At 62.7% G+C, this 18882-nt stretch carries 16 protein-coding genes; 3 read left to right on the plus strand and 13 right to left on the minus strand.

Going from position 1 to position 18882, the window contains the following annotated elements:
• Positions 1-350 precede the first annotated feature (350 nt).
• The 4 genes from AYJ57_RS23190 to AYJ57_RS23205 are packed head-to-tail and all read right to left on the minus strand — an operon-like array spanning position 351 to position 4311.
• Positions 351-1583 carry a glycosyltransferase gene (locus AYJ57_RS23190; RefSeq protein ID WP_066111552.1) on the minus strand — a complete coding sequence of 411 codons (1233 nt, stop codon included), beginning with the start codon at positions 1581-1583 and terminating at the stop codon, positions 351-353.
• The gene (locus AYJ57_RS23195; protein ID WP_066111554.1) at positions 1580-2530 is read right to left on the minus strand and encodes a glycosyltransferase family 2 protein; all 951 of its coding nucleotides are present in this window, start codon (positions 2528-2530) and stop codon (positions 1580-1582) included. The genes AYJ57_RS23190 and AYJ57_RS23195 overlap by 4 nt, the downstream gene beginning before the upstream one ends.
• On the minus strand, positions 2523-3329 hold the full coding sequence (locus AYJ57_RS23200; protein WP_066111556.1) for a sulfotransferase family 2 domain-containing protein: 807 nt from the start codon (positions 3327-3329) through the stop codon (positions 2523-2525). Before AYJ57_RS23200 ends, AYJ57_RS23195 begins: the two co-directional genes overlap by 8 nt.
• Positions 3319-4311, minus strand: a complete 993-nt coding sequence (locus AYJ57_RS23205) for a glycosyltransferase (RefSeq protein WP_066111558.1) — start codon at positions 4309-4311, stop codon at positions 3319-3321. The genes AYJ57_RS23200 and AYJ57_RS23205 overlap by 11 nt, the downstream gene beginning before the upstream one ends.
• 417 nt (positions 4312-4728) lie before the next feature.
• Between AYJ57_RS23205 and AYJ57_RS23210 the strand changes: the two genes are divergently transcribed.
• Together AYJ57_RS23210 and AYJ57_RS23215 are read left to right on the plus strand one after the other, a co-directional pair.
• Positions 4729-5418 carry a hypothetical protein gene (locus AYJ57_RS23210; RefSeq protein ID WP_066111560.1) on the plus strand — a complete coding sequence of 230 codons (690 nt, stop codon included), beginning with the start codon at positions 4729-4731 and terminating at the stop codon, positions 5416-5418.
• Position 5419: 1 nt separating this feature from the next.
• The gene (locus AYJ57_RS23215; protein WP_193789575.1) at positions 5420-6313 is read left to right on the plus strand and encodes a family 16 glycosylhydrolase; all 894 of its coding nucleotides are present in this window, start codon (positions 5420-5422) and stop codon (positions 6311-6313) included.
• Positions 6314-6371: 58 nt separating this feature from the next.
• Here AYJ57_RS23215 and AYJ57_RS23220 read toward each other — a convergent pair whose 3' ends face one another.
• The 3 genes from AYJ57_RS23220 to AYJ57_RS23230 form a co-directional block, all read right to left on the minus strand.
• Positions 6372-7610: a polysaccharide biosynthesis/export family protein gene (locus tag AYJ57_RS23220; protein WP_066111564.1), complete on the minus strand. Its 1239-nt coding sequence runs from the start codon at positions 7608-7610 to the stop codon at positions 6372-6374.
• A complete protein-coding gene (locus AYJ57_RS23225; RefSeq protein WP_066111566.1) occupies positions 7607-9880 on the minus strand; it encodes a GumC family protein in 2274 nt (757 codons plus the stop codon). The genes AYJ57_RS23220 and AYJ57_RS23225 overlap by 4 nt, the downstream gene beginning before the upstream one ends.
• A gap of 153 nt (positions 9881-10033) precedes the next feature.
• Positions 10034-11020 carry a sulfotransferase family protein gene (locus AYJ57_RS23230; protein WP_066111568.1) on the minus strand — a complete coding sequence of 329 codons (987 nt, stop codon included), beginning with the start codon at positions 11018-11020 and terminating at the stop codon, positions 10034-10036.
• 315 nt (positions 11021-11335) lie between these two features.
• On the opposite strand from AYJ57_RS23230, the gene AYJ57_RS23235 reads away from it, so the two are divergent.
• Positions 11336-12490 (plus strand): glycosyltransferase, encoded by a 1155-nt coding sequence (locus AYJ57_RS23235; protein WP_066111570.1) that lies wholly within the window; start codon positions 11336-11338, stop codon positions 12488-12490.
• A 27-nt stretch (positions 12491-12517) separates the two neighbouring features.
• Here the strand turns inward: AYJ57_RS23235 and AYJ57_RS23240 are convergent, their stop codons facing one another.
• From AYJ57_RS23240 to AYJ57_RS23265, 6 genes are all read right to left on the minus strand, one after another.
• The gene (locus AYJ57_RS23240; RefSeq protein WP_066111572.1) at positions 12518-13531 is read right to left on the minus strand and encodes a glycosyltransferase family 2 protein; all 1014 of its coding nucleotides are present in this window, start codon (positions 13529-13531) and stop codon (positions 12518-12520) included.
• Between the two features lie 17 nt (positions 13532-13548).
• Entirely contained in the window at positions 13549-14298 is a 750-nt protein-coding gene (locus tag AYJ57_RS23245) for an SDR family oxidoreductase (protein WP_083191507.1), read from the minus strand.
• Entirely contained in the window at positions 14295-15626 is a 1332-nt protein-coding gene (locus AYJ57_RS23250) for an FAD-binding oxidoreductase (RefSeq protein ID WP_066111574.1), read from the minus strand. Before AYJ57_RS23250 ends, AYJ57_RS23245 begins: the two co-directional genes overlap by 4 nt.
• Entirely contained in the window at positions 15626-16048 is a 423-nt protein-coding gene (locus tag AYJ57_RS23255) for a GtrA family protein (protein WP_066111576.1), read from the minus strand. The genes AYJ57_RS23250 and AYJ57_RS23255 overlap by 1 nt, the downstream gene beginning before the upstream one ends.
• The gene (locus AYJ57_RS23260) at positions 16045-17685 is read right to left on the minus strand and encodes a UbiA family prenyltransferase (RefSeq protein ID WP_335740025.1); all 1641 of its coding nucleotides are present in this window, start codon (positions 17683-17685) and stop codon (positions 16045-16047) included. Before AYJ57_RS23260 ends, AYJ57_RS23255 begins: the two co-directional genes overlap by 4 nt.
• 81 nt (positions 17686-17766) lie before the next feature.
• Positions 17767-18792, minus strand: coding sequence for a YeiH family protein (locus AYJ57_RS23265; protein WP_066111580.1), 1026 nt, complete (start codon positions 18790-18792; stop codon positions 17767-17769).
• Positions 18793-18882: the final 90 nt, after the last annotated feature.

The following is an 18882-nucleotide window of genomic DNA, read 5'->3' on the forward strand; positions in this document are numbered from 1 at the left end:
TGGCCGCAGGCGACTTACTTGGTTTTGGCCGCCCGAACTAAAGAATTTATGTCTGTCCCTGCGTTACTCCGCCCCTCGTTTTGAGATGTCGTTTTGAGCGGTCTGGACCAATACGGGTGCGTTCTCCAGTCTAGGTCACGCCGCTTTTCCTTGCGTAAACTTGTAAACGGCAAGATTCCGACAGAACCCAATACAGATATCGGCGAGTTATTGCTTACCTTCTGAGAATGGAATAATTCACAAATATGCCCAATTAACTAAGCAAGTGTTTTCATTTCAGAAGTTTATGATGGCCATTATCCAGCCATAGTTCTGAGAGGTTTACTGAATTTACAGATAGCAACAGATGCCTAGGCTTTAATCTCCAAAAGCACTGCATCATTGCTGAATCGCCCCGGAAGCTCTGCCGTCAGGATTGACATTTCGCGCCGAAGGCCTTCGTCGCGAAGAATCCTGCAGATTACGTAGGGATAGTCTGCCTCTGTCTTGGCTTCCAGAACCATCCCATCCAACGCGGCCCCAAATGGATTGAGTACATTTGGTGTGACGACAACCGGCATGCCGAGCGCCAGATAATCGGCGACCTTGATGGGTATGCCACTGCCCAGAAGCATCGGAGCCAGCCCGATCGCTTGCGGGCCACCAAGCACCCCCAAATCATCCACCCTTCCCATGAGGCGCAGCCCTTCGGCTTTGGCGGCGGCCGAGTCAACCCGGGCGCAAATACTGCCCGCAATCCAAAGCTCTGCGCCGGGTACCCGAGCCCGAACTTCCGGCCAGACTCTTTGGCGCAGGTAGTCCAAAGCGGCGACATTACCGGCGTGCTGAGAGCCGAGAAAAACCCCATGCGGCGCCGCGGCTGGGTCGCCGTCTGCGCGGGCGGAAATAACTTCTGGCCGCATCCAGACATGCGCCGCCTGCGGCAGCATCGGTTGGAACTGCTCCAACTCGGTACAGCTTGCGTGGATCAGCACGTCGGCACCAGAGCAGCGCGCGGCTTCTTCTTCCAGCGTCATCTCCGCATGATCAGGCTCCAAGCCAGCGTCACGGAAGGACTTCGCTCGCAGCGAAAACAGATCATGAAGAAACACGATCCGTTTTTCTGCATCGATTCGGTCCAAGAGCGGGCCCAGAGTGCTGTATTCGACCGTCACCACGTCAATCGGTTCGGCAGATGCCCGGCGCGCCACATCCTTGGCTTCCCGCTCCGACAGCTCCACGCCCAATGCGCTTGGATAGGGGCGTTCGGTTTGCCCACGGAGCCTCCTCAGAGCTTCGGCACCGATCCGCCGAAAGAGGCGGACCCACACTTCGGGCGACAAGGAGACCCAAAGCCCACCAACCCGGATCGTCTGCCCCCAGTCCACCCTGTCCGCCAAGACTGCCAAATCCGGGTGAAGACGCGCCCAAGCAAGGTTGCCAAATGACCTGCGCGGCGCAAACAGCAAACGCGTGGACAGGCCCGCGTCGCGACACAGCATGAGATACGGTTTGAGATAGCTGTTGCTGCCCTCTCCCATCGCATCCAGCCGACGGGCCACGATCAGGGTCGCACGGCGCGGCGTCGTTTTGCCGTCCTTCACTTAGCGCGCACCACGCGCTTGCGCAGGGCCTCCGCCACATGGCCCATAATCCGACCAAACGCCGCCGGATGCCGCGCCAGACCCGCAAGCGCCGCTCTGGGGTGTCGCGACTTCAGGGCGCCGAGTACGGTTTCGGTTGTTGCAAGCCGCATCATGTTGCGCTTGCGCCGCGCAAATAGCGGCGCGGTGGCCTTGCGCACGTCTGGCGCAAGTCCGGAAAGAACGCGGGCGTCCGCGCGCGCCAGCGCCACCATATGATTAGGATCCAGGCTGCGCGAAACCGACCCCTCGCGCCGCGTATAAAGATAGCCGGGCTCTGCCGTAAAATAGACGCGCGCCCCCTTTGCCAAAGCCTCGAGCACGAGGTGGAAATCTTCACCATTGCGCAGGTCGGGGTTGTAGCTGAGGCCGTGCCCCTCCAGAAACCTTCGTCGAAACAGTGGCTTGGCATAGCCGAAACTCACTTCGCCTCGGCGCAGACCGTTGAGAACCAGCCAATCTGACAGGCTCAGAATCCCCGAGGGGCGACGGTCCGACAGCAGCGCCCCCGGACAGGCCGAGCCGTCCGGCGTCACCGAAAGGAAGTCGTCGATCACGATATCGGCGTCTTGCGCCTCCCCCGCATGGCACATCCGCGCAAGCCGGCCCGGCGCGAAAGCGTCATCCGCATCAAGGACGGCGATCCAATCGCCGCGTGCCGCGCCGAAAGCCGCATTTCGCGCGCCCGCTGGCCCGCCATTCGCCGCGCAGCGGATCAGCGAAAGGCGAGGCTCTTCTGCCGCCATCCGCTCGATCACCTCGGCGGTTTTGTCGGGGGATGCGTCGTCTGCCACCACGACGTCGAGCGCGACACCCTCCTGCTGCAGTGCCGAACGGATTGCCGCCCCGACGAAAGTTTCGGCAGCATAAGCCGCGATCGCGACGGTGACGGAATGGAGCTCAGGCACTTCGCGCGGTATCCTGCATCGCTGCAATGATCTCGTAGTCCATCGCGTAGCGCGCCCTCAACTGACTGGCGAGGTCATCGGGCAAGAGGCTCGCATCGTCCGGCATGCAACCATCTTCGTGGTGCAGCCTGACAAGATCGCGGATCGGCCGATCAGCCGCCGCCGAAACCGCGCGATGCGGCACGTGAAAGGTGCTGTTGGCCGGGCGAAGAAAATACCGCGCCGCCACCGCCGGACCCAGAATCCGGCACATGCCCGCGTAAATCTCTGACACCGGCAGGACATCAGTATAGAGTGCGCGCTGCAGGTGCGTGCGCTGCGGCAGCACATGGCGATCCAACGTGGCAAAGTCCCGAGATAGATAGTCCGTGACGAAATCACGAAACGTCGCGCGTTCCACCGGCTTTCCGATGGTCTGCTCGAAGCTCTGGTGAATATCCTCTGCCCCGCTCCGCGCGATGAATTTGTTGCGGAACATCGACAGCGTCCGCTGCACCGGATCGCGATACACAAAGATCAGGTGATCGCAGCCGCGCAGGTCCGCGCTCTTGAGGCGATGAAAGCGGCGCATGAAATCTATCGGGCGCTCATCGGCTTGCAGCTCGACCCGATGCGGCGAGCATTCGAGAAACATCTTCTTGAAGCTCGAACATCCATTTTTGCGGACATAACAGTAGCCGATCTTGCGTCCCGCGATCTCGAGCCCGAAATGGTTGCGCCCGATCCCGCGCGCAACATCAAGACGGCGCTGCAGCACCCGTAGGCCGATCTTGTCAAAAGGGGTGCGGTTATCGAACATCGGAACTCGGGTCGGCGATGGTCACGGGGGTGGAGACGGTCTGTAATCGATTGCTGAAAATTGCGCAGGTCGCTGTGTAGAGGATGGCGAAGGCCCGTGTGCCAAGCGCCAGGCTGTTCGCCACGCCGAGCTTTCCCTGAAAGGGAATTGTCAGCGTGTAGCAGAGGGATACGCCGATCAATGCCGTTGCACGCAGGGTGCAATACAGTACGGAGATCGACAGCGGCTGCCGCAACAGAAAGGTCAGCGCCCGCGTGCGGCCATAGTTGAACTGACGGTGCAGCGCCCATCGCCAGCAAAGACGCTCGGCTCCCTGCGTTTCATAAACCCAAGCTTTCGCCGCATAGGCCCCCTCACCGCCGGCGCGCACGATATCCTGAAAAAACAGAGTATCTTCGCCGGAGTTGAACCGCATCCGCAGATCGAAACGGCAGTGGTGCTCTCGCACGAAAGGGTGCGCGACCAACACGTTGTTCGTCCAGCTCTCCACGCGTTTTGCGCCATTCGGGTACCTGCGCTGACGAAAAAAGAGCGTGCGCAGCCACCAGCGGTCTTCTTCGCGTTCAACGCGCATATCGACCGGCCCCTGAACAAAGGTCGCCCCGGTGCTCTGCGCCACCGTAACAAGCTCGACCAGCCAATCAGGGTCCACAGTCTCATCGTCATCGACAAATGCGAAGTAGTCTACGTCGCGCAACTCCTGCAGAGCACGGTTGCGCGCCGACGGAACCCCCGGGCGAGGCTCATGCACGTAGTGGCAGGGCCATGGAAAACCTTGTGTCTCCCGGTCGAAAACACCCTGAGCCGTGGGCGTTCGGTCATTGTCGACGATCAGGAAATCCACTTCCATGTTATCGGTTGCGCGAAGCCTCCGGAAAGACAGAAATAATTTCTCGAGTCCCCCGGGGCGCTGCCAAGTGCAAGCGCAGACGGTAATTTTCAACGCCAATTCCCCATAAAATTCAGTCAGGAAGAAATGCACTGAATATAAATGCCTCTTCATTATCTATATACATACCGCGAAAATTATCAAGCCTTCCAAGACCTCGCCCCATCAATGCGCGACACATCTTCGCCTACTTCTTCAAGTCGCTGAGATTTCGAGCGCGCGCGTCTGCTTTTTTCGCGCGCCTAAATCTGCCCAAAATTTTCTAAACTACCAATAGGTTGCGAGAACCTGCGAGAGCGCCGTCGCGAAACACTGCCTATCAATGCGGCGATGTCGCGGGCCGCAGGCGGATAAGAACTCGACGAGAGATCGCAGCGCCCGGCTCTGGCCCGCCCCCCGGCGAGTCCCCTGACAAAACGCTCGCACGCCCCCCTCCCCCGGTGTTAGGCTCGGCGTTATTCTTACGCCTTCTTCTCTTCAAAATGCGCTTTCGCACAAAACCCATTCCATATGATCGTATCACACCGCCATAAACTCATTTTTATCAAGACGTTAAAGTCGGCAGGCACCAGCATAGAGCTGGCTCTCTCGCATCATTGCGGACCAGCGGACATCGTGACGCCGATCTATCCGCTCGTTCCCGAGCATGAACCGCGCAACTGGCGCGGCTGGTTCGCGCCTTGGCGAGAGGTACGGTCAAAGAACGATCTGCAGAAGAACGTCTCGGAACTCATGCGGCGAAACCGTCTCTACAATCATATCCCTGCCCGCTTTGCACGCGCGCGCCTGCCGCGTCACGTTTGGCGCGATTATTTGAAGGTCTGCGTCGAACGAAATCCTTGGGATAAAACACTCTCGCATTATCACATGTTCAAAAACGCAAGCTGGCACCGGCACTATGATCCGGATCTGACCTTGGACCGCTATCTACAGAACGGCATTTTGTGCCACAACGCGCCCTTCTACTGCGACACACAGGGGCAACTTCTCGTTGATCGGGTACTTCGCTACGACCGCCTTGATGAGGAGTTGGCCGACCTGTTCCAGACGCTCGGCCTGCCCTTTGACGGCTTGCCGCACGCCAAGGGAGACCTCCGAAAAGACAGAACGTCCTACAAGGAGGTGTTCACGCCCGGGCAGGCGGACCAGATCGGCCGCGCCTTCCGAAAGGAAATTGACCTTCATGGATGGGAATTCTGAGATGTGGACATCGGTCGGCCAAACATCAGCACGTCGCCTCCGCAAACCCATGCTCGCGCTCAGCCTGTGCGCCGCAGCCCTGGGGGCAATCGCAGGGCCGGCGCAGGCGCAGAAACGCGAAAAGCAACTGAGCGGCGCATTCCGCACCGCGTTCCAGTTCAGCGGTCTGGGGAAAGAATGGTGGCTCGCCGAGTACGACCATCCGGCGAAATGGTTCCGGACATCGTGGCGCAAAGACGCGGCGCATGCAGGGCCAGCGGGCCTGTCCATCACACTCCAGACGGTCCCCGAGGATCGCCGCGTTTCGGCAGGTGAGATGGCGGCTGACGACGGAACACTGCACAGCGCGGGAAAGACCGCGAAAGATTTCGTCAGCGCACAACTTCAGCGGCGAAAATGGTTCGGCTATGGGCGCTATGAGGTGGTCATGCGCCCCGCCAGCGGCGCCGGGGTCATCTCGGCGTTCTACCTCTACACCGGCGCGCATTTCGGGGACAGCCACGAGGAAATCGACATCAAGTTTCTGGGCAAAGACACGACACGGGTCGAGTTCAACCGCTTCCGCGATGGCGAACCCCTCGCCGAGCCGCCATCGGTCGATCTTGGCTACGATGCGGCTCAGGAGCCTACGCTCTACGCCATTGAATGGACAGAAGAATCCATTTCCTGGTTTTACGGCGAGACCGAAGCTTTCCGGATCAGAGACGCGAGTATGGTGCCGCGGCCACCGATGAAGATTTACATCGATCTCTGGGCTGGCAGCGCGCGGCAGGCCGATTGGCTGGGCATGGTTGCCGCCGACGTCGAGGCCGAGACGCTCGTCCAATGCGTGTCATTTGTCCCGGCGGGCAAGAGCGGCATGCCTCAATGCAGCGACCTGATGCAGGCGCAGTAACCGCCGCTGTCCGAGAGCCCCCGACCATATTGCTAAGCACCCATTAAGGCGCACCGCGCTACTGACTGTTGAAGCCGAGGTCGACCGAGACTTCCAGCACGTCGCCCGGCAGCACCAGATCGTCGGGCCCAACAGTGATGACCTCTACGCCCTCGGGCCCATCACGGCGCACCTGCATGCGCGCCTCCACCGGACCCTCGCCTGTCGGCAGCCCGCTCAAGGCGACCAGATTCATGAACATCTCTTGGCGCTTCGTTTCCAGTTCGATCTGGCGGCGCGCTTCCTGAAGCTGCGTGACAATCTCCTGCCGCCGTGTCGCTTGCGCCTGTTGCAGGTCGCGCTCGGTTTCGCCGATGCGCTGGCGCGCGCGGTAGGCCGCAGTGTTGAGGTCCAGTTCTTCGGAACTGAGTTCAGCAAGCGTGCGCTCGGCAGAGACGAGGCGGCTCACCACCACAGCGCCCCGGTCGGACAGCGTTCGCAAGTTCTCCGCCTGTTCTTTGGCGAGTTGCATCTGCCTGCCAAAGCCCTCCAGCTTGCTGGCCAGCCCCTCCAACTCGGTCTGGTAAAGCTCGATGAGCGCTTTGCTGGATGCAACGCCACGCGCTGCGGCCTCGCGGCGGATCTCGAAAATGGTTTGCTCTTCGGCCAAGGTCCGCGCCACCGCTTCGACACCGTCCGGATGATGAAGCCCCTGCGGGAAGGTGATCTCCTCAGCCCCCCTCAACTCTGCCTCCAGCCGCGCCTGCCGCGCCTGCAGGCGCATCAGATCGACCTGAACACCGCGCAAAGAACTGGTTTCCCGGTAGACCCCGGCGTCGCGTCCCGCTGCGGTTGCCTCGCGCAACATCCCACCCGCGATCGCCAGCGCCTTGCTTGCGGTAAGCCCTGGGCGCCACGCGTAGGAGCCCGGACCGCTGACCAAGCCCGCTGCATAGAACGGTCGGTAAGAGGCGATCTCCAGCGCAACCTTTGGCGGCTGATACAGGCCCGTGGCTTGCTGCAGCGCTTCGGCCACATCGTCGCCCAGGTCGGAGAGGCTTTGCCCGGCGGCGCGCACTTCTCCGACGATCGGAACCATGATGCTGCCCTCGGCAGATACCTTGTAGCTGCCGGTCAGCGAGTCCATGGGCACATAACTTGCCGTCTCTTCGTCCCAGGCCACTGCGCGCAACGCAATTACGTCCTCGGCGCCCAGAAGATAGGCATCCGCAGCGGCGGCGGTGGCGGTGGCGCTCAGCGCCCCCAAAACTGCGGCAAGCAGCGCCGCTTTCAGTTGGTGATAGCGGCCCCCCGTCATGCGGCGACCGTTTTCTTGAAGCCCCGGTACTCGTATTTGCGCTGCCGGTTTCGGTCGACCTGCGTCATCACCACGAACATGCGCTGCGCCTGCATATCCACGAGTTCCTGAATACAGGCCTCGACGGTCTGCCGCGCGGTCGCATTCCACTGGGTCGCGACGACCACCGCGTCGGAATGACGCTGGAAGCTGGACACATTCCCCAAAGTGAGGACGGGAGTTGTCTCGATGATCACCCAATCGTATCTCTCCTCAAGCTTCTTGAGCAATTGCCCGGTCCAGCGTTCCGACAGATGTCCGATGTCGGTGTCAGCCGCGTCGGCAAGGGACAGAAAGTCATAGCCCGCCGTTGTTCGCGTGACCCCGCTTGGCGCGCCAGTTTCGCCCTCCGCAGCCGGTTTTGCCGGGCGCTGCAGCGGGGCGTTCTGCGCAGCATCGACCAAAATGACCGAGTGATCGCTCGACGCCAAAGCATGGGCGACCAACATGGCCGCTCCGGATTTCCCCTCGCCCGGCACCGCCGAGGTGAAGAGCACGGTCCCCTTGCCCGCGTCGACCACACTGGACAGGAACAGGGCCACCTTCTGGCCTTCCTGAACCAGCACCTTTTCCTTGCGCGAGAGTGGTTTGCCAGAGGTCGCGCGCCCCGCTTCAAAGCTTTTCCGAGAAAGACCACCAGTCTTGGAAAAGCTTCCGATCACCGGCAGTCCTGTCAATTTACGCATGTCCCGGGCCGTCTTTACGCTGTTGTCGGTCAATTCCATGAAGAGCGCCACGCCAAGCCCGATCAACAGGCCCGCGACACCGCTGGCCGCCGTGCGCATCAGCGTGCGCGGAGAGCTTGGGGCGCTGGGAACTTCGGCATAGGACAGCAGTCTGACCGACGGCTGCTGCAGGGCCTTGAGCTGTGCGGATTCCGTTGCGACCTTCAGAAATTCCTCATAGGCGATCCGGTTCGCGTCCGCGATGCGGCGCAGCTTCGCCAATTCGACCATACTCCGCGACCGCGCGCTGGCATCGGCATCTAGGGCCGCAATGCTCTCTTCGATCGAGTCCACGACGGATTCCCCGATGCTGATCTGCGTCTCGAGCTCAGCCGCGATGCGATCGGTTTCCAGCGCCGCTTCCTGTTCGACCCGCGCGATGACCGCGTTGAGCGCCGCGACCTGTGATGCGTCCGGGCCGAACTGTTCCTGAAGGCGGCTACGTTCTATGCGATAGTCCGACAGGCGGGCACGCAGCCCGCGCAGGATTTCGGAGTCGAAGACTTCCGCCGCCCCAAGCGGGCCTTCCGCCTCCACGAGCTCGCGGAGCTTACCCACTCGGGCCGTCGCATTGGCAATCTCCGCCCGCACAGCCATGAGACTGCGGCCAAGCTCCGCCATCCGCCCCTCGGTGCGGTCCACACTGGCGGCACTCAGCCCCGCTGCGCTGGACTGGAAATCGACGACCGCGGTTTCGGCCTCTTCCAAATTCTGGCCGAGCTCTTCGACGCGCCCGCTCAGAAGCTGCACCTGCTCCTCGATCGCCTCGCTGCGGATGCGCAGACTGAACCGCGTGTATTCCGCCGCCGCCACATTCGCGATCAGTGCCGCATACTCAGGCGTTGCCGCCTCTGCCGACACGCCGACCACATACCCATTGCCAAGCTGGTTGACCATGAGCCGGCTGCTCAGCAAGTCCGCGGCTGGCCCATATTTGTGCAGATCGGCGGCCAGAACCGAGAGGGTCACATTGTCGTCCGCTTCCTTGATCTGCCCGTCGCTCTGTCCTTCGGCTGCCTCACTCTCACCGCCCTCACCCGGCGTTGTCCCGCCGCTCAGGACGCTCTCTTCGGACGGCGGCGGGCTGCGCTGAAGCGCGCCGGAGACGAAACGTTTCATCCCCGAGACCATGCGCATCGGCAAAGGCGGAGGGCCGCCGCCCTGCAGCAAGGGCGATGTCTCGTCGACGCCGAGCCGTTTCACCACTTCGATCATGAAGGCCTTTGACCGGATGGTCGTGATCTCCTGCTCCACAACCTGCCGGGAGAGCGGCACACCGGTCAGCAGATCCGCAATCGGCGAGCTTTGCTGCCGCGGATCGATCAGGGTCATCTCGGAGGTCGCCGTGTAGCGCGGCGCAGTCTGCAGCAGCATAAGCAGGTTGAGCACGACAACGCCGAGAAATATCAACGCAATCAGTTTCCAGCGACGCCACAGGAACATGACCGCGTCCGAAAATTTGATCCCGCCCGAACGGGGCGCGGTATCGAGCGGTTCCTCAATCATGAAATCGAAAACTCCCGGACGACGGTTCAAGGGCGTAACCTCCAGAATTGGTGCACATTCTGTGTATTGAGCGGAGCTTGCGTGCCGCCGCAGCGGGATGCCTCGGCCTGCGCCAGATGCGCGGACACCGACAGGGGTAGAATGGATCCCATCTCAGCACCTCATGCCCGGCCAAAGCGCGTCGAGATCCCGCTCAAGCAGCTGCGAAAGGCCCGCATTGCGCGCAGACAGGTGCTGTTCGAGATACTGCCGGGTGCCTTCGCGCATCTCGGGCGGGCGGTCGACATTCATGAAGCGGGGGTTCACATGGGCGAACCACCAATAGTGCAGCTTGTTCTCGACCCGCCGGCCAAGCCCGGCCTCCCCGCCCATGTGGCGATTGTACCGCCCCCGCACCAGCTTGCGCCCGACGTGGTTAGCCAGCCGGTGGACGCGCGGCGCCGAGGGATATTTCGTGCGGTTGAACCACGCCCGCTCGGGGTCAATCTGCATCGGCTCCAGCCCCAGAAACCCTGTCACCGCATCGACGCAGCCCTGAATATCGTTCCGGAAGTCCTCGAACAGGCAGATATGGACACGGTCCCGACCCAGCGCATCGATGAACCGCTTCAGTCCGGCGGCGTAGCTCGAGCCGAGCATGATCTGGGGATAGCGGACCAGCGCCTGCTCAAAGCTCTCGACGGCGCGCGAGGTCTTCACCAGATGCCAATATTGCGAATAGGCCCGCCGCACAGGGTGGCGCAGCATAAAGATCACCTTGGCCTCGGGCAGCTGCTGGGCGATGCGCTTGGCGGCAACCTCCGACATCAGATAGGTCGTCGAATCCTCGCCGATCAGCCCAATCTCGCCAAACCCCCTGAACCGCTCCGCGTACCAGCGCTGGCTGTCCTCGGCAGCGGACCTCGGGTCCCACCACTTCAGCGCGCCGTCCTCCACCCGCAGAAAATCCGGGTGAGACACCGGATCATCGGCATCGAAAAAATGCACCTCATCGGTCGGAAGCGCCACATCGGGGTGCTGGTCGAGGATGAAGTGCAGTGAAGTTGTCCCGCACTTCGGCGCACCGCCGATGATGAAGTCGGGGCCCCTAAGCCTCCGAGGCTCGTGCAAGGCCAGATTCGCGGCTTCGTCTTCATGCATGGAAATCTGGTTCACAGCCGAAAAAGCCTCGCAAAAATAGTGCGCAGAATGCCGGGCGCTAAAATAAATCAATAGAAGAGATGATATGCGAACAGCCCAAACCCGGCAACATTTTCTGGCAACGCGACATTATGGCCCGCTCTGGCTGCCATTTTAAGCCGCATCCGCAGGACAAAGACCCACCTAGATTCCGCAGAGATTGCGTTGGACAGAATCTGCGCCGAGACAGATAATCCATGAGAGACTTTCATTTTCAGCAGGTCATATTTGTCGACAATTTCCGTAATAATTCCAACGTTCAATCGTCGGGCCTTTTTGCTCGAAGCGATCGCATCGATCTTGGCTCAGACCCGGTCGGTGGATCAGATCATCATCTGGGACGACGGATCGGAGGATGGCACCGAAGACGCGGTGGCGCAGATCGAAGACCGGCGCGTGCAGTACTTCGCCGCCACGAACGCGGGCAAGTCGGCCGCCCTCAACCGCGCCATGCAGCATGCAACTGGCGATTACATCTGGATTTGCGACGATGACGACGTGCTGGTCGAGGATGCGGCAGAGACCCTTGCCGGCGTGCTCGACACGGAGGCCAGCATCGGCATTGTCGGCGGCAGCTACACCCGATTCAGCGATGGCCGCGACGGGCGCCAGCGGACGGGGCCGGGCTATTGGCCCGATCTCTCCGCCGGGCCGCCGCTGCGGCATCTGCTCGAAGACATCTTTCTGTTCCAAAACGCGATGCTGGTGCGCCGCAGCTGTTATGATCGCGTCGGGCCGTTCCGCGAAGACCTTCACCGCTCGATCGACTATGACATGATCGTCCGCCTCGCGACGCGGTTTCCCGTGCATATGGTCGAAAAGCAGGTGTTTCTACAACGCAAGCACGATGGCCTGCGCGGCCCGGCGGCGCAGCGCCACGCGGCCAGTCATGTGGAGAACGTCTGGGCCAAACAGGACGCCGAGGTCTTTCTTGGCCTGCGCACGCATGTTCCGCTGTCCCTGCTGCGGGCCATGTATGACGGCAACCCAGAAACGGTTTCGCGCGCAGCCTGCCTGCAACGTGGCGCGGCCTATGCGCGCCATGGCCTGTGGGACGAGGCGATGTCGGATTTCGAGGCGGGCGTAGAGGCCGCGCCCGAGACGCCGCTTGCCGAAACCGAGCTGAGCATCTGCCGCCGCGCGGTCTCGGGAAAACATGGCGTGACACCTCCGCCAGAGGCTCTGGCACGGCTCAGCCTGCTGCGGCGCGGCTCGGTCGCCGGTCGCGATCTGGCCGGGGGGCTTGGGCGCGGCCTGCTGTGGAGCATTCGCCGCGCGGCCTCCGAGCGGGATCTGCGGGAAACGCTGCGGCTGTTGGGACTGCTGCGGCGCACTGGTCTACGGCTGCAGAGCGCATCAGGCGGGGCGCGTGAGGTTGGGCCCAGTTTGCGGGAACGCTCGCAGATCCCTGCCGCCGCCTATGATTGGTGAGCGACCGGCCTTTCAGCGACCGCCCCGTCACCCCTGACGCCGCGGTCCTGCCCCGAAACCCAGCCGGTGACACCCGCGCAACCACGCCTGCTCACCAAGCTTGCCCGCAAGCGATGCGAAGACCGCCGGGGGTTCGCGCCACATGGCGGCCATGGCCGGAAGGTCGCGCGCTTTGACCGCATCGATCAGCCGCCGCCATGCCCATTCCTTCCGCGTCTGCATGGAATGGCGCCGCAGAGCGAGACGCGCGGCGCGCGCAAGCTTTGGGTGCTGAAGCAGCGCCTGATCCGCCGCCAGAAGCGCGCCCAGATCCTCGGTGCGATGCGCCGCGCTCAGTGAGCCGCTGCGCTGCACCGCGAAATACCCCTTGGGGTCGACGAGCCGAAGCCGCGCCCCGGCGGCGAGGGCCTGCGCATAGAGGAAGTAGTCTTCGCCGAGCCTCATGCCTTCATCATAGCGGAGCCCATGTTCCTGCAGAAACTGGCGGCGCATCAGCGGCTTGATGAACCCCATTTCGCCGCGCTGACCACGGGCCCCATGCATGTTGGCGGTGACGAACTCCGCCAGAGACACGTCGATATGACCGAAATCCTGCCGCGACCACAGGCGATCCTCCGTGGCGTGCAGCCGGTCTTCGCGCACCCGGTAAAGATCGTCGGCGAGCAGATCGATCCCCTCGCGCTCGGCCTCGTCGAGCAGCCGGGCGATCCGATCCGGGGCCATGTGGTCATCCGCATCCAGAACAGCGATCCACGGCGCGCTGCTGGCGTCGATGGCCCGGTTGCGCGCGGCGGCTGGCCCGGCATTCTGCAGCTGGCGAAGGACGCGCGCGCCCGGCACGCCCCGGCAGAGCCTGTCGGCGAGCGTGGCCGTCCCGTCCAACGAGGCATCGTCGACCACGATGGTCTCTACCGGAACGCTCTGCTCGATGGCCGACATGAAGGCGCGCTCGAGCGTGGCTTCGGCGTTGAAAGCGGCGATCACGATGGTCGCCCGCGCCGCGCCGTCGCCGCCTTGCCTGCTCTCCGATAGTGCCGCCATCCCTTGCGCTCCACCGCTCACAGTTTGGTTCGCTTGAAAATGCCTTCGGGCAACGCGCAGATGATGCGCATGACCAGCCACCACACTGGACGAACATAGCTTACATTGCGCTGTTTTTCGACCGCCCGCAGCACGGCGACGCCGACCTCCTCGGGGGCTGCGGTCAAGGCTTTTGGCAGGTCCATGCCGCGGGTCATCTGCGTATCCACAAAGCCCGGCTTCACGGTCACCACATGCACCCCCTGCTCGGCAAGCCGATTGCGCAGGCCTGACAGGAAGGCGGTGAAGCCCGCCTTTGCAGAGCCGTAGACGTAGTTCGAGCCGCGGCCCCGATCGCCCGCCACAGAGCTCACCCCCACCAAGGTGCCGCCCGCGCCCTCGGAGATCATCCGCTCGGCATAAAGGCCAAGCACCTGTGCCGGACCCTCGAAATTCGTGCGGAACACCTGCGCGGCGGCGGCAACGTCGGTCTCGCTGTCGCGCTGATCCCCCATCGCGCCGATCACCGAGACGACGACGCTCGGCAGGCCGGGCGCGTCCTGCACGAACGGCCCGAGCGCCGCGGTCTCCAGCACGTCGAACTCCAGCAGCTCGACATCCACATTGTGACGCAGGGTTATATCGGCGCGCTCCGCTTCAAGCTCTTCGGACCGGCGCGCCGCAAGGCTGATGGGATGGCCCTGCGCTGCGAAAGTCCGGGCGATCGCCAGCCCGATCTCTGATCGCGCGCCCAGCACCATGACCCGCCCCTTCACCGCGCCGCTCATAGCAAGAGCCTTTCCGACTGCGCCGAGGCAAAGGCCCGGTCGATCCCCGCATCCCGCCGCATCTCGCGCAGACGCGCGGCGCGCGGATCGGCGTGGTGCAGTGTCTGTGCCGTCATCCGCGCATCCTTTGCCAAGTAGAACCGCCCGCCGTGGGCAAGCGCGATCTCGTCCAGCCGGTCGAGCAGCGCCAGCGTGCGCCGATTCACCGGAAAATCGAGCGCAAGGGTGTAGCCCGGCATCGGGAAAGACATGCCGCCACGCGCAGCGCCGAGCCGTTTCAGAACCGCCAGAAAGGACCCCTGCCCCGCCCGCGCCGTTTCCGTCAGCAGCGCCGTCAGCCCCGCGCGAGAGCTTTCCAGCGGCAGCACGCATTGAAACTGCATGAAGCCCTTGCGTCCGTAGATGCGGTTCCAGCCAAGCACCGCATCGAGCGGGTAAAAGTAGCTGTCCCAATCCACCAATTGCGCCCCAGCGCCGCGCACGCCCTTGCGCCAGTAAAGTGCGTTGAACAGCTTGACCGAATACCGGTTGAGCGCAGCGGAAGGCGCATCAAAGGGCACTCGCCGTTTCTTGCGCGATGGCACCTTCAGGGGGGCCTGTCCAAACGGCTCCGGCAGCTCATCAAGCCCCGCATGTTCACCCAGCATCAGCAGCGAGCGGCCAAGCGATGGCCCTTTGGCAAGACAGTCGATCCACGCCACGGAATAGGTCGCGTCCTGTTCGGCTTCAAAGCTGCTTAGCGCCGCATCCAAATTCGGCGCCACAAGGGTGCGCTGGCGGATCCAGCCGGTCTCGACCGGGCGCAGCCGGATCGCCGCCCGCAGGATCACGCCCGTCAGCCCCATCCCGCCAAGCGTCCAGTCGAAAAGCTCGGTATTGTCGTCGCGGCTGAGCCTGACCACGCGCCCATCTTCGCGCAAGAGGTCGATCCAATCGACGAAGGCCCCGAAGCTGCCGTCGCGGTGATGGTTCTTGCCGTGGGCGTCCGCCGCGATGATCCCGCCCAGAGTGACGAATTTCGTGCCGGGCGTCACATAGGGGAACCAGCCGCGCGGCAGAAAGGCGTCGATCACGTCGCCAAGCAGCACGCCCGCCTCGGCCACCAACTGCCCGCTTTCGGTATCAAAAGCGAGCATTCGGTTCATCCGGCGCATGGACAGGGAGAGCGCGCTGCCCACCGAACTGTCACCATAGGACCGCCCATTGCCGCGGGCGATCCTGCCACCACCGGCGACCGAAGCCCGCAGTTCCGCCTCATCTCGCGGGCTGGCGACACGGGCAAAGCGCGGCGGGAACCTGCCCCAGCCAGTCAGCGGTTCGGGATGCATCAGGCCGCCCGCGCCGGCGCCGCGTCGGTGAAGACGAAACGGCGATCCAGCCAGTATTTGACCGCGTAGCCCAACATCAGCCCAAGCACCGCTCCAAGCTCGCGCATGCCGTCCGTCTGCCAGACCAGCCAGAACGCCGTCTCGGTGGTCCAGAAGATGCCCGTCGTGACCAGCCCCATGACGGTATAGCGCGAAAACTTGCGTCCGTTCTCGCGCGCGCCCTTGGTCGGGTCGCGGAAGATCCAGCGCTTGTCGAGAAGATACTTCAGCACCAGCCCCGCACCCGTCCCCGCGACGATCGCAATGGCAAACCCTATGGTGCTTTGCTCAATCGCAAGAATTAGCCGCTGTATCCCGAGGTTGAGCAGCGTCGCCAGCACCGCGAAAAGCGCGTAGAGGCCTATCAGCGACAGCCGGCTCACAGCACGATCCCGCCCACGGCAAAGGTGAAGATCAGCGCAAAACAGACCAGCGAAATGCGGTCCCGCGCGGCAAACACCACCGGATCGTCGTGCATCCAGCCGCGGTGGGTGATCATCACCATCCGGCTGATCCAGAACAGCAGCACGAGGCAGATGCCCCAAAGCGCCCCGGGATAGGAATAAAGCTCGCGCACCGCCGGGCTGTTGAGATAGAGCGCCATCACCATGACCGAGACATAGCCCGAGGACACCGCCATATTCGCCACCAATGGCATGTCGGTCGTGCGGTAGTCCCGTCCCGCGATACGTGTGGATTTGCCGCCGCTTTTGGATACGAGTTCAGCCTGCCGCTTCATCGCCGCGAGCGAGAAGAAGAAAAACATGGAGAACGCCAGCAACCAGACCGACAGGTCGATCTGCGTTGCTACGCCTCCGGCGATAATGCGCAGCGTATACAGCCCCGCCAGCGCGCAGATATCCACGACAAGCCGGCGCTTGAGCCAGAAGGAATAAAGCGTGGTGACCGCGAAATAGCACATCATGACGCCGGTGAATTCCCAGCTGATGCTCAAGGCGATGACCGCTCCGGCCAGCAGCAGCCCCGGCACCACCACCGTGCCCCACGCCAAGGACAGTGCCCCGCTGGCGAAGGGACGTTTGCGCTTTCGCGGGTGCGCGCGATCGGCGGAGAGATCCAGAAGATCATTCAGCAGGTAGACCGAAGAGGCGATCAGGCAGAAGGAAACGAAGGCAAGAATGGCCGGGAAAATCGTGCCGGGCGAGAGATCATGCGCCGCCATGAGCGGCAAGAACACCAGAAGGTTCTTCAGCCATTGATGCGGGCGCATGGCTTTGAGGAGCGGCGCAAAGTAGGAGGGCCGGTCGCTCAGATGCAGAACGTCGTCATTTTCAAGCTCCACCTCGGTCCGCAGTGCATTCGGCAGGCCAACAGTGACCGCGCGCGCGGCATCACGCCAGACCGCGAGATCGGCCTTTGAATCGCCGACATAGACATAGCCGCCCTTGCCATAGAGCGCGTCGAGCCGCGCCGCTTTCGCCGCGCCCTTCAGGTTCTCATCCCCCTTCGTCCCGTGGGCCTCGTCGAAAATCCCCAGATGATCCGCCACCCGCTTTACCAGCACCTCATCCGAGGCCGAGACCAATGCCGTGCGCCCGCCGCATTTTCGCCAATTCTGAATATATTCGACAACCGTCTTATTGAACGGAAGTGTTTCGATATCCACTTGCCCGCCCGCAGCAAGCAGGCGCTTCATGGGCGCTTTACCGTCTCGCAATGCCAGAATGGCCGGAATTATCAATTTGGCATTGCCGGAGAGTGAGGCCCAGAGTGTTTCATAAAGCATATCGGATTTAATCAGCGTGCCGTCGAGATCGACAACAAGCATAAGATCAGAGCGCGCGAGGTCGGCGATGGCCTCGAAGGTTCTCGAGTCGTCCATGGCAAATCCAAAAAATAATGGCTGTGCAATTATAATACTGGCACTAACAATATTGTAATTTATGGAAATTCTGGAAACGCGTAGCAACGTCCAAAGCTTGGCGCGTTCAAGAAGACCTGTCAACTTCAGGTCGAGAAGGTCCGCCGCGCGACACCCAACTGCATGTTCCTTAGGCACCCAGTGCCCCTGTTCTGGGGCGGTGGCAGGTGAGGACGAGCGCGCGGCCCTCCCCCTTGCGCGACCAGCGTCAGACCAGCGTCAGACCAGCCCGGTCAACAGCGGGATCAGCACCAGCGCGGCCAGCACGGCTGTCTGCACCGCCAGCATCGCGATGGCGGTGCCGCCGACGTCGGCGAGCTTGGCCAGCGAGGTCTTCATGCCCACGGCGGCCACCGCGGTGACCAGCAGCGCGCGGGACAGGGTCGAGGCGGGTTCGATCACCACCTCAGGCACGAGATGGAAGGAATTGAGCGCGGCCAGCACGAGGAAGGCCGCGACGAAACCCGGCAGCAGCGGCGGGCGGGCTGCTGCAGTGGGCGCGTGGCGACGCATGGCGAGCGCGCCGATCAGCACCACCGGGGCAAGCATGGTCACCCGGATCAGCTTGACCACCGTGGCGATGTCGCCGGTCTCATCCGAGACCGAGTAGCCCGCGCCGACAACCTGCGCCACGTCGTGGATGGTGCCGCCGAGGAAGAGGCCGGTCAGATGCTGGTCGAGCCCCAATGCCTCGGCAAAGATCGGATAGACGATCATCGCCAGCGTCGAAAAGGCGGTGACCGAGATCACGGTGAACGACAGATCCCGCTCGGCGGTGTCGCGCTGCGGCAGGATGGACGAGATCGCCATGGCCGCCGAGGCACCGCAGATCGCCACGGACCCGCCGGTCAGAAAGCCAAAGGCCCGGTCCTTGCCCACGAGGCGCGAGACAAGGATCGAGCCAAGGATCACCGCCGCAATGCAAAGCGCGATGATCAGCACGAAGCCCCAGCCGATCTGCCGCACCATGTCGAGCGAGACCCGCAGGCCAAGCAGCGCCACGCCGATGCGCAGCAGCCCTTTGGCGGCAAAGGTGATGCCGGGGCCGGTGTTCTCGTGTTCCGAAAGGAAATGGAAAGGAATGCCCAGCAGGATCGCCATCAGCATCACCGGCGCGCCGTAGTGGTTCGACAGGAACTGCGCCGCCATCGCCAGAACGATCGCCAGCGCCGTCCCCGGGGCGAGGATCTTGGCGCGGGCGACGATGCGGCGGGGGTCCGAAAGGGTGGCGGTAAGGGCGCTCATGTCCTGTCCTCGGTGTCTTTTGAAATCGTATTGGGCCGGGCCCGAAGGCCCACGCCGAGGCGGGCGCACCTCTAAAGAGGCGCGCCCACA

It is taken from the genome of Salipiger sp. CCB-MM3 (assembly GCF_001687105.1).
GTDB lineage: Bacteria > Pseudomonadota > Alphaproteobacteria > Rhodobacterales > Rhodobacteraceae > Salipiger.

What these genes read in the sequence shown, in the direction of transcription:
- AYJ57_RS23200 (WP_066111556.1), bottom strand. Translation starts at nt 3,329, where the DNA reads ATGTTCGATAACCGCACCCCTTTTGACAAGATCGGCCTACGGGTGCTG.
- AYJ57_RS23210 (WP_066111560.1), top strand. Translation starts at nt 4,729, where the DNA reads ATGATCGTATCACACCGCCATAAACTCATTTTTATCAAGACGTTAAAG.
- AYJ57_RS23215 (WP_193789575.1), top strand. Translation starts at nt 5,420, where the DNA reads ATGTGGACATCGGTCGGCCAAACATCAGCACGTCGCCTCCGCAAACCC.
- AYJ57_RS23220 (WP_066111564.1), bottom strand. Translation starts at nt 7,610, where the DNA reads ATGACGGGGGGCCGCTATCACCAACTGAAAGCGGCGCTGCTTGCCGCA.
- AYJ57_RS23225 (WP_066111566.1), bottom strand. Translation starts at nt 9,880, where the DNA reads ATGATTGAGGAACCGCTCGATACCGCGCCCCGTTCGGGCGGGATCAAA.
- AYJ57_RS23230 (WP_066111568.1), bottom strand. Translation starts at nt 11,020, where the DNA reads ATGCATGAAGACGAAGCCGCGAATCTGGCCTTGCACGAGCCTCGGAGG.
- AYJ57_RS23240 (WP_066111572.1), bottom strand. Translation starts at nt 13,531, where the DNA reads ATGGCGGCACTATCGGAGAGCAGGCAAGGCGGCGACGGCGCGGCGCGG.
- AYJ57_RS23245 (WP_083191507.1), bottom strand. Translation starts at nt 14,298, where the DNA reads ATGAGCGGCGCGGTGAAGGGGCGGGTCATGGTGCTGGGCGCGCGATCA.
- AYJ57_RS23250 (WP_066111574.1), bottom strand. Translation starts at nt 15,626, where the DNA reads ATGCATCCCGAACCGCTGACTGGCTGGGGCAGGTTCCCGCCGCGCTTT.
- AYJ57_RS23265 (WP_066111580.1), bottom strand. Translation starts at nt 18,792, where the DNA reads ATGAGCGCCCTTACCGCCACCCTTTCGGACCCCCGCCGCATCGTCGCC.